Consider the following 11,067-nt stretch of genomic DNA (forward strand, 5'->3'; position numbering starts at 1 on the left):
CTTTCTGCCAGTGAGTTGAACGATTATTGTTGACTCCGGCAGGAATTTCAGTATGATTCGCCCTCGTTGACGCAGCGCGCTCGTAGCTCAGCTGGATAGAGTACCTGGCTACGAACCAGGCGGTCGGAGGTTCGAATCCTCCCGAGCGCGCCATATCAAAAAAGCCCATCTTCTTGATGATGGGCTTTTTTTTTGCCCGCAAAAAAGTGGCTGTTAAACTTCTGTCGTGTTGTTACGCAAGGGGCTGTCAGGTGGCTGGCTCTGCCACTGACAAAAAACAGGTTTGTGACAAATTGGTTAATCCCTACAGAAGAGTTGCGTATGACTTACTCCGGTAAGCAGTGACGTTGACGATGTAGTTAAACCCGGATAATTCTGATTATCGTAGTTTTTTAGTAATGTTAAAATATTCCCCATCTTTTTTTTGAGCGGCCTTTAGTTTCTCCTTGGCAGTGATCAGGGCTTGCTGGCAGGGCTCATTGTTCAGCAGGACAGCGAGTTTCAATGGGGTCAATCCTGGAGTCATGGTAGCCTTGATATTAGCCCCGCCATTGAGCAGGGTTTTCAAGCTGTCTACGCTGTTATTGTAGGCAGCCATGTGCAAAGAGGTGGCTCCTGAAGTCCTGGCAGCGTTGATATTAGCTCCGCTATTGAGCAGGGTTTGCAAGCATGCTATGTTGTTCTTCCAGACAGCGGCGTGCAAAGGGGTGGAACCATCCGAAATCGGAGAGAAGTTGGGATCCGCCCCTTCATTGAGCAGGGCTTGCAGGATGTCGTTCTTGTTCTCTTGGGCAGCAAGGTACAAAGGGGTAGCGCCATTAGGCAGGGCGGCGTTGACATCTGCCCCAGCATTAATCAGGGTTTGCACGCAGGCGAGATGCCCCTTTTTGGCAGCGATGTGCAGTAAATAATAAGTCATTCCTAAAATTTCAGAACTGTACTTCTTTTGGGCAATGGTTTTATCCTGCGTCAACAATTCTTGTAACGTCTCCACGTCTCCAGTTCTGCAGGCTTCAAATGGCAGATCTGCGCAATAGGGGGAGTCTTCATGAAGCAAGGCACCCGATTCTCGTACCACCGGTAACGGAAATTGCCGACAATTCGGACACGACGAGCGAGAGGTTATAGGTATTGCACGCATAGCTTTAGCGAAACAGTCCAAATGATAGCGATGCTTACATTCAGTCACGATGACGGGAGATACTTGACGCCCATAGTAGGGTTCGGCGCAGATGGGACATTCATCTTCATATGCTCTTTCTTCCGAGATCATATCCCCTAAATACTGGCACAGTTCGGTTTGGGCTGCTGAAGAATTCATAGGTCAGTCTATTCCTTATAGTGCATTTGTACTTAGGTTAGAAAAAACCGGAAAAGTTCAAACTTTCGTGTAGAAATAGAAAAACTGCCATCCTCGCTACGGTGGTGCCTGGACGGGCGCTATTCTCGGTCAGCCTCCTGGTTGAGAATACCCTCAAGCCGCTATTAAGGGACTTTCTGTTTCCGGGAAGCTGAGGGCGTGATGACTGCCTGTTTATGGCCGGGTTATCAGGCGCTGGCTGCGGTCACCATCAGGCCTGACTGCGCAGTGGTGCCCAGCTGCTCTTCAGTTTGCTGTGCCAGGTAAAGATCGCGATAGTGGCCTTCCTGTTGCAGCAGCTGTTCATGGGTGCCACGCTGAACAATCTTGCCTTTATCCATCACCAGAATCTGGTCGGCATCCTGGATGGTTGACAGGCGGTGAGCCACGGCAATGGTGGTCCGGTTTTCCCGCAGAGTAATCAGTGCCTCTTTAATATGGTGCTCTGTCTCACCATCGATATTGGCGGTGGCTTCATCCAGCAGCAGAATTTTCGGATTCTGGGCAATGGTCCTGGCAAACGACAATAGCTGCCTTTCACCGGTGGACAGTGCTTTGCCTCCGGGTCCGGGTTTATGTTCATAGCCTTCTTCCAGCCCCCGGATAAACGGGGCCGCATGCACTTTTCTGGCCGCTGCCTGAATGTGTTCATCGGTGATCTGGCAATGGTTCAGGCTGATATTTTCGGCCATCGTGCCACTGAAAATATAAGGCTCCTGGAATACCAGACCCAAACCCTGACGCAATGTGTCTTCCGGCAGGGTGGACAAAGGCTGGTTATCGATCAGAATCTGGCCTTCCTGGTGTTGATAGAAGCGCATCAACAGATTGATCACCGAGCTTTTACCACTGCCACTGTGACCCACAATGGCGACAAACTGCCCCGGCTCGACGGTGAAGCTGACATTATCCAGCGCCAGGTTTTTCGAGTCATAAGACAGTGTTACGTTATTGAATGCCAGTTTACCGCTATGAATCTCCGGGCTCTGATGATTGCCCTGACCATAGTGAGTCTCTTCTGTCTTTTCGTTCAATACCTGGAACAGTCTTTCCGAGGCCACCAGAGATTGTTGCAGGCTGCTCATCTGCATGGTGATCTGCCGGAAAGGTTCAAAGAATCGCCCAAGGTAATTGATAAAGGCGTAGAGCGTACCCACTTCGACCAGAGAAAACCCGGACCGGTAGCCAAACCAGCCCACCACAACGGCCAGGGCAATACCATTGAGCAGATGCGTGAAAGGCATCAACAGCAGGCTGTCGATATTGATATTCTTTTGCTTGAGCTGGCTCCACTGTTCATTGTCCCGGTCAAACTGCTGTTGCAGGTGCACTTCCTGTCCCATGGCCTGGATAATACGCATGCCATTGAGGGATTCGTTGACACGGGTATTGATGTTGGCCAGCTGGCTGCGAACTCCGTGAATGACGGGGTGGCTGATTTTCTGGTAGAGGTGAATCGCCAGCAGCATGACCGGAATCAGCAGCGCCGTCATCAACATCAGTCGGATATCCAGCAGGGCCATGGCAATAAAGATACCCACCACCCGGAAAAAGGCCTGCAGAATCGCCGGAATCACGCCCACAAACATCTGGCGCAGCACTTCCGAGTCATTGGTAATACGGGACACCAGACGGCCGGTTGGTTCGCTGTCAAAATAGTGCATGGGCAGCTTCAGCACATGGGCAAATAGCATCCGTCGAATGTCGTGCACCACCTTCAGGGCATTTTCCTGAAACATCACATTTTGTATGTATTGTAGAATGGCCGAACCCAGATAAGTACCAAACAGGGCTGCACCCATGATGGCAAGGCCCATGGAATCACTCACTCCGGGGGCGATATGTTCATCCAGAATGATCTTCATCAGCCACGGTGCCAGCATTTCCAGGCTGGTGGCCAGCAGCAGGATCAGAAAGGCACCCAGAAACGGCCATTGATAGGGTTTGGCATAGCGAACCAGCCTGGCCAGTCCCCGGTAGCCTGATGTTTTTTTCTCGTCGTTGGCGATCACTGCATTATTCCTCAGGCAACATCGGACCGTTTGTTCACGGCATTGGGCTTCACTTCCACGGGGTGCAGCAGGGTTCTTGCCTGCTGTCGGAAGATTTTTGCATACCAGTGTTCAGTCGTATTCTGTTCAGGCTGGCCGGTGGCTTCTTTAGCTTTAGAGAGCAGTTGTTCATGGTTGCCCTGCTCGATAATACGACCAAGATCCAGTACCAGAATATGGTCTGCCTTAATCAGCTCGGGTAGCCGCTGAGTGACCAGAATGATGGTTTTTTTACCTTTCATGGCCATCAGGTTTTTCAGAATACGGGCTTCGGTTTTCATATCCAGGGCACTGAAGGCATCGTCCAGCAGCAATATTTCACTGTCAGCCAGCAGGGCCCTGGCCAGTGCCAGACGTTGTTTCTGGCCTCCGGACAGGTTGATGCCGTTCTCACCCAGCAGGGTGTTGTAGCCATCCTTAAAGCCCATGATTTCGTCATCGATAGCCGCCAGTCTGGCGGCCCGTTCGACGGCTTGCTGGCTGGCGTCCGGTGTGGAGAAGCGAATGTTGTCGGTGATGGTGCCGGAGAACAGCATGGGCTCCTGGGGGACCCAGGCCAGTTTTTTCCGCAGGGATTCCACGCTCAGCTGTGGCAGCGGAATATTGCCCATTTGGATGGAGGAGCCCTCGGGCAGATCAAATTCACGCAGGATCAGCCGGAGCAGGGTACTTTTCCCGCTGCCGGTACGACCGGTAATCCCGATAAATGCGCCTGCGGGTATCTCCGCAGAGATACCCCGCAGTACCGGCTTCTGGTCAGCAACGGAGTCATAACCAAATGACCGGATGTTGATCGAAAGACTTGTGTCGTTCGGAGCCTGTCGTGCATCCGGTGCATTACTCACTTTCGGCTGGCGGGACAGCAGTTTTTCCAGACGCCCCCAGGAGGCACTGCCGCGCTGAAAGACATTGAACTGCCAGCCAAATTGCAGCATGGGGCCGAGCATCTGGCCCAGGTAGAGGGTGAAACTGGTTAACAGGCCCACCGTCATCTGTCCATGGCTGATCAGCCAGGCACCACCCACCAGGGCCAGCACAAAAGAGAGACCAAAAAACAGGCTGATACTCGGGCCAAACAGGGCATCGACCCTGGCAACGCTGCTGTTCGCTGCCACCGCCTCCATGGACAGCTGTTCAAAACGCCGGGTTTGCCGTTCAGTCAACTGGTGTGCTTTGACCGCACGAATACCGGTGATGGATTCACGGGTTTCTTCGTTCAGACTGGAAAAAGCAGCCTGAGAGCGACCAAAGCGTGAGTACAATGCCACACCGTAGCGCTTGGTCGCCCAGACCAGTACCGGGAAAGGCAGCATCGCCAGCAGGGTCAGTTGACCACTGACGAGAAATATCATGGCGAACAGAACGGTAAAGCCGGCGATCAGGGAGTCCACCAGGGTCATGATCCCGACCCCAACGCTCTCCTCAACCGCATTGAGGTCATTGGTGGCATGGGCCATCAGGTCACCGGTGGTATGGTGCTGATAAAACTCCGGAGAGAGTCGGGTGAAATGGGCAAACAACCGGCTGCGCTGCTGACGGATCAGCTCAATGGAAGCACCGTACAGTTTGGCTCTCCAGATATATCGGAAGCCATAGACGACGATACCCGTAATCAGTATCCCGGCAACATAACCGGCCAGTTCCCGGTTGGTAAGGCTGTTGTCTTTGATACTGTCAATCACATGGCCAATCAGCCAGGGTGGCAACAGGTTCAGGGCAGAGACAATCTGCAGACAGATAAAGGCCAGCAGGTATTGCTGCCAGTAGTCCTTCAGAATAAACCGGAGTTTCCAGAGTAGTTTCAATGAACGGCCTTTTGGGTGCTGGGCGTTTAACACTTTTCATATCGCTTTCTGCGTTGCCTGCTGCGACTGCTTGTTCAGGAAGATATTGGCATGCCGAGGAAGAAAGCGCGATGAATTTAATTTGGTTCTATTGTGCTAATTAATAACCGACCATTGAACTGAAAATGATTCTTATCGTCAACGAGGTGATTACCGAATTCGGTGTTCGCAGTACGAGGCAGTGAGGTGGCCAGGGGACGTAATAGGAGAATAGTTGCTGATAGTTACCGCCTGAAATACAACGACTGACGTAAGTAAGCGGCAGGTGGTTGCGGGTACTGCACCTGCCGGAAAAGTCTCGTCCAGCCTCCTAGGTCAGCACACCCACGACCTCAACCGCGAAATACGTCAATGTCGCGGGAGTAATGTTCTTTTGCGACTTGACCGCTGATTGTGTTTCCGGATTTCTTCCGACACATAATAAGCCGGTGCGGCAACAAACGGTGATATCGGCGTTTTGCCGGGCACATCATCACTGAGTTTTCTGACTATGCCAAGACGGCTTTGCAAAATCTTGTTATAACGTGCTTTTTCCTCAGCTGCGGTCCCCGTCAGGCACAATTGTTGGTGGGCATCAGGATCGACGTAGTAATCCATCAATAACTCCTGTCCGGCCGCAATGCCCTTGACGGCAATAGAGACGGGGATCGTAAAAGTGCCAAAATCGGTTGTGATAGCGATAAACTCCACAGAAGTATTGACATCTTCGGTCCTGTTGGCGGAATTAACAAAGTGAAAAGGCGTATAACGCTCGTTGTCCGGCAAAATGGCGACCAGACTAAAGGGGTCGTTAACCGCCCCTTCCTGAGTGTATTTCGACAGCGTGCGTTGCGTTTGCTCTTTACCCCTGAGACCGGCCATGATGGTTCGGCAGTAACTCATGAAATCTGGCATATCGTCAGTAAACTTCTGATGCAAATATTCCGGTTTCCAATTGTGATTTTTTTTAATCCACGATGGTTTGTTGAGTACATACCCGATACCCGAATAGATCCCGAGTAATTCTCCTTTTGGTACTTTCGCTCTGGTAAATACGCCGTAATTTTTTTCTGGCCCGTCAGGGCCGGTAAAACCATAATCAACCAGACGGTGTTCAAACCGCGCCAGAAAGTCTTGCCGGGCCTCAGCCTCTGACATCCGCAGCTGATCAATGATCCAATGCTGAATACCTGCATACTGCCCAATAGTGGGAGTCAGCAGACGAAGGGCAAAAGGGGATAGCCAGACATATGGCTGGTAAGTGTGCCCGCAAGGGAGGTCAGAATCGTCACAGACCACAGTCTTGCCAATTGGTTTACTGAGCGCCTCGGGTCGATAATTGCCAGCGGTGATAACCTTAATACCGCCATGGGGTAATGGCTCATTCCGGGCTGACAAAACTTTTGTTTCTGTTATTACCCGGGCGATTAAGTCGGTGTCTGGCGGTGTATCTGCATCATCTGCGGGTCGCTCCCCGGTAACGCTATGTTCGCAGCCATGCCCCGGGTGGGCGAGTCCGGGTAAACGACTGTGAGCAGCAACGACGTTACGGGCGTAGGCCACACCCTCGGGCTGGCTATCCTCTGGTTTAGCGGTGTTGGATGACTGTCCTTCCACAAAACTGGCCATCCCTTGAGATGATAAGGTATTGGGCTGCATAATTGGTCACTTGAAGCTGACAAGAGTGTTGGATCAGACACATTATTCGCCCGAAAATTCAATATCCGGGTTAACCTTTGCGAAAGCGCCCGAGCAGAAAGTCTTTAAGCATGACCCAGTCGCCCAGAAAACTGTAAACAGGTTATTTAAAGGTGGCGGGTTTGTTGTGCTCAAAAAAGAAATGCCCGACCCAGGCACAGGCATAGCCGACAATCAGGGCCAGAATGATTAATGGTATTGTTTTGATCAGGCAAAAGAATCAATATACATAATAAACAACAGCTGTTTATCATCGGCTAATAACATTATTAATATTTTGGTAAGTTGCCTGTGGCTACGTTATTCACTATTTTCTGGCGGTTTTTCCTGCTGGGCTGGACCAGCTTTGGCGGCCCGGCTGCCCATATCGGATATTTTCGTAATACCTTCGTTGAAAAACGCCAGTGGTTAACCGATGTTGAATATGCTCAACTGATTGCTCTCAGTCAGTTCCTGCCAGGCCCCGGTTCCAGCCAGATCGGCTTTGCCCTGGGCTACCGGAAGGCAGGATTGCCCGGCGGCATTGCAGCGTTTGCCGGTTTTACCTTACCGTCTTTTGCGATTCTGCTGGCGGTAGCCATGAGCAGTCAGCTGTTTCTGACTGCTGACTGGTATCAGGGGATGATTGCCGGTTTGAAACTGCTGGCTGTTGTTGTGGTGGCGGATGCCACTGTGCAGATGTTCCGGTCTTTCTGTAAAAGTCAGTTGACTATTAGTCTGTGTATTTTCAGTGCCGCCCTGTTGCTGGTGTTTCCTGGCATTCTGGTTCAGATGGCTATTCTGATTGCCGCTGCCCTGATTGGTTATCGCTGGTTGCCGGGTAAGGACGACAACCAGATCAGGTCCCGCTTTGTGTTCTGGCCACTTATTCTGTTTGCCATTTTACTGTTTGGCCTGCCTTTGCTGGCTGATTATTCCCCCCTGGCAGCCGTGATCAGTGACTTCTATCAGGCGGGCAGTATGGTGTTTGGCGGTGGCCATGTGGTTCTGCCATTGCTGCAGAGCACAACGGAAGGCATGATCAGCACCGATACCTTCCTGACTGGCTATGCCGCAGCCCAGGCGGTACCTGGCCCGATGTTTACCCTGGCAACGTATCTCGGATATTTTGCTTCCGGGTCGACTCCGGTTCTGGGAGCTATTGCCGCAACGCTGGCTATTTTCCTGCCCGGTTTTCTGCTGGTGATTGGTGTCCTTCCTGCCTGGCAGGCTCTGGCTGCACGGGCCCGGATTGCCGGGGCGATTGCCGGTATTAACGCTGCTGTTGTCGGGCTGCTGCTGTCTGCACTTTACTCACCGGTATTTACCTCTGCGGTGCATTCGGCGATGGCGATGGCTCTGGTTCTGATTGGCTGTTTCCTGCTGCGTGCATTGAAGATTTCTGTTTTCTGGCTGGTGGTGATATTTATTGGCGTTGGCGTGTTGGTGCTTTAAACCACCGTAAGTAGCTAACCATATGAAATCATATATTTCTGACTAAGTTGTCAGTCACTCTGCGGCGTTGCAACTCCGGTCACATAGCTACGGCTATGCTCCCTACGTTGCGCCTTGCATAGCAACTGCCCACTTAGCCAGAAATATACGATTCCATTTGGCCAACTACTTATGTAGTTACATTTTATCCAATTCACTTTGTTGGTATTTGCAGTCTGGTGGAAAGACGATAAAGGCGTGACATTTTTCAATCTTCTCCTCATTCGTTATATCCAACAATGTCAGGTTCTCATCACACATATTGTTCTTATCAGTTATGATGATTCCTTTAATCTGATAGCCATCTTTATGGAAATATTTTTTTGCTTTTATTCTTGCAAATTGAGTACCAGAGGACGTTGTATTGCCAATTTGGTATCCTCTAGGACTTCCAATCCTCCAGTGCCCTGGTAAATCTTTGGAATCTGTATCTACCTTGTACATCGCCTCCATTGAATTCAGGTGTTTGGTTGACAACACCATTTCAAGAACCCGGATATTTTCGGTTATCTGTTGCAGCTTAGCCAATGTTAACGTGTCCTCCATCCCCATACGCCGGGTAAGTGTTTGCAGTAAATCACCCTGTGCTTCGACAGGGTGAATTGAAATCACTTTGGCTATGTCTTCCAGGTTGACCGAGAGCTGCCCGGTGGTGAGTAATTGTTGATGCTTAAAGGGTGACGTCGCAAAGTTAACGACTGCTGCTCTGTGGTTAACACGTAAAAATGGTAAGCCCGCGAATGCAAGTTCTATATCAATGAGATTGTATGGGTTTTGATCGAGAATGATGGACCAAAAATGCTTATCTACGATGGTTTTCAACAGGGTCTGATCCAGGTTAGCGAGATTGGCCAGGCAGGTGAGGGCCAATGGGTGAGAATATTTGCCGTGTAAAAAATTACCGGCCCAGTTGCTGTCAAGAAAACCGTGCTGTTTGGCAATAGCGTTGGCAATGACCGGCGGAATAAATCCAATAAAAATGGGCGCTGAGCCCGGGCGTAAATCACTGCCGCTGTCTGCACAGACTTTGTTCATGGCCTTGCGAACGATGCCCTGCATTTGTTCCCGTTGGAAAAAGCGCTGTTCATGGTTCGTGCCATTATTGCCAGCAAGTAAAGAGTAGGTATTGAGATGTTGCGACATATTCAGGGCGAGCAGACGTTTGGGAGTGTCGAGTTCATCGCTCAGGATAGATTCCCAGCGAATAGCAGCAGGAAATTTCTGGACATAGTAACGATCCGCTACGGTGCCATTGGGTTTTGGGATATTTTGCGCTTGAAGTAATGCTTCTATCTCAGCACCGACCCTGGCAAGTACCGGTATTTGAGTACTGAACTCTATCATCGAACGGCAACACCTGGTAAGCGCTGTAAGTTTCTCAGGAGTGTCAACATCATTGAATATGTGTTCAGCAATATATTGGACGACAAAGTTTCGTACATTATCGATATCCTGGCATAGCGCAGGACTGAGAAATGCTTCCGGTAAAATCAGGGCGCTCTCACTGAAGGCAGAGTAATTGATGCCATTTTCATTAAACAGGCGACACAGGGCCGGTGGAAACAGGCGTTCTTTTTCCCCGGCAGTTAACTGGTCGCCAGCCATGAACGCTAAAAAGTCCTGCGCATAAATCAGTGTGGTGAGTTGGTGATCGGGCCCAAATGCCATCAGATTATTCGGGTGGAAAATTTTATTGTGCTCACTGGGATCCGTCTGTGGAATCCGGCAGATTGGGCAGGATTCGGCAATATTTTTTGTTGCTTTGCCATCAACAAGCCCAAAGTACTCCTCATTTTCACTGGCCACAGGAAATGATAATTGTCTGGTAGAGCTTTCTGGCAGATGTGATGCATTCTGCGCGCGAAATACATCCAGCCAGACGTTGTCGCCTGCACGCTCTGCTTGCTTCAATAGCCCGCTTTCTTCAATAAGGCTGCCTGTGAAGCCCACCATAAACTGGTCTGACGTTGGCCGGGAAACCAGATATTGACCGGTTTGACTGGCTATAGCGGATTGGAGGTCAGGGCGGTTAAGGCCATTAAACAGTATCCAGGTGAGCTTTGATGTTTCTTCGGCATTCAGTGATTTGATTTTTTCGACCGTGTCGGCATTGTTCAGATAATGAATCAATTCAGTAACACCCTTGTTAATCAATTCATTCGCTTTTTCCACAATGCAAGCAAATAACTTGTCAGAATTGTTGGTTGGCAAGGGGGCGGTAATGCTTTCAATGTTCTTGTATTCTCTGATTTTTTTTGGGTAATTTGCAGGTTGGTACTCAATATCGGGGTGGCTGACAGACAGACCGGCGCTAACCTGTTTTTCTGTTTCACTGTTCGCTTTCAGTACATCTTTAAAATGAACAAGGGGAGGAAATGGGGCCAATTTAGAATGGATCATATCGATACTCAGCAACAGTTTGAATTATTGTGCAATATAAGTAGTTAACCAAATGAAATCATATTTTCTGACTAAGTTGACAGTCACTCTGCGGCGTTACAACTCCGGTCACATAGCTACGGCTATGCTCCCTGCGTTGTGCCTTGCATAGTAACTGTCCACTTAGCCAGAAATATACGATTCCATTTGGCCAACTACTTAGAACCACTCGAATAGGGAATAGTTCCAATACCGGGAGCGCTTCAGATTCCACCTGGTAAAG

At 50.1% G+C, this 11,067-nt stretch carries 7 protein-coding genes and 1 tRNA gene; 2 read left to right on the forward strand and 6 right to left on the reverse strand.

Going from position 1 to position 11,067, the window contains the following annotated elements; genetic code table 11:
- Positions 1–76 precede the first annotated feature (76 nt).
- Positions 77–153: transfer RNA gene (locus CX664_RS12020), tRNA-Arg, on the forward strand.
- A 226-nt stretch (positions 154–379) separates the two neighbouring features.
- Here CX664_RS12020 and CX664_RS12025 read toward each other — a convergent pair.
- The 5 genes from CX664_RS12025 to CX664_RS28125 all read right to left on the reverse strand — a co-directional run bounded on the left by CX664_RS12025 (position 380) and on the right by CX664_RS28125 (position 7,143).
- Positions 380–1,321, reverse strand: a complete 942-nt coding sequence (locus CX664_RS12025) for an ankyrin repeat domain-containing protein (RefSeq protein WP_101746970.1) — start codon at positions 1,319–1,321, stop codon at positions 380–382.
- Positions 1,322–1,548: 227 nt separating this feature from the next.
- Positions 1,549–3,372: an ABC transporter ATP-binding protein gene (locus tag CX664_RS12030; RefSeq protein WP_101746971.1), complete on the reverse strand. Its 1,824-nt coding sequence runs from the start codon at positions 3,370–3,372 to the stop codon at positions 1,549–1,551.
- A gap of 11 nt (positions 3,373–3,383) precedes the next feature.
- On the reverse strand, positions 3,384–5,249 hold the full coding sequence (locus tag CX664_RS12035) for an ABC transporter transmembrane domain-containing protein (RefSeq protein WP_241693347.1): 1,866 nt from the start codon (positions 5,247–5,249) through the stop codon (positions 3,384–3,386).
- 354 nt (positions 5,250–5,603) lie between these two features.
- Complete coding sequence (locus CX664_RS12040) at positions 5,604–6,893, reverse strand: SET domain-containing protein (RefSeq protein WP_101746972.1); 1,290 nt, start codon at positions 6,891–6,893, stop codon at positions 5,604–5,606.
- Positions 6,894–7,035: 142 nt separating this feature from the next.
- Positions 7,036–7,143 carry an Mpo1-like protein gene (locus tag CX664_RS28125; RefSeq protein ID WP_420810356.1) on the reverse strand — a complete coding sequence of 36 codons (108 nt, stop codon included), beginning with the start codon at positions 7,141–7,143 and terminating at the stop codon, positions 7,036–7,038.
- 80 nt (positions 7,144–7,223) lie between these two features.
- Here CX664_RS28125 and chrA point away from each other — a divergent pair, with 80 nt between their 5' ends.
- Positions 7,224–8,366: a chromate efflux transporter gene (gene chrA / locus CX664_RS12050; RefSeq protein WP_101746973.1), complete on the forward strand. Its 1,143-nt coding sequence runs from the start codon at positions 7,224–7,226 to the stop codon at positions 8,364–8,366.
- Between the two features lie 177 nt (positions 8,367–8,543).
- Here chrA and CX664_RS12055 read toward each other — a convergent pair whose 3' ends face one another.
- Positions 8,544–10,805, reverse strand: a complete 2,262-nt coding sequence (locus CX664_RS12055; protein ID WP_101746974.1) for an alpha-protein kinase family protein — start codon at positions 10,803–10,805, stop codon at positions 8,544–8,546.
- Positions 10,806–11,067 lie beyond the last annotated feature (262 nt).

Source organism: Endozoicomonas acroporae (assembly GCF_002864045.1).
In the GTDB taxonomy this organism is placed as follows: Bacteria; Pseudomonadota; Gammaproteobacteria; order Pseudomonadales; family Endozoicomonadaceae; genus Endozoicomonas; species Endozoicomonas acroporae.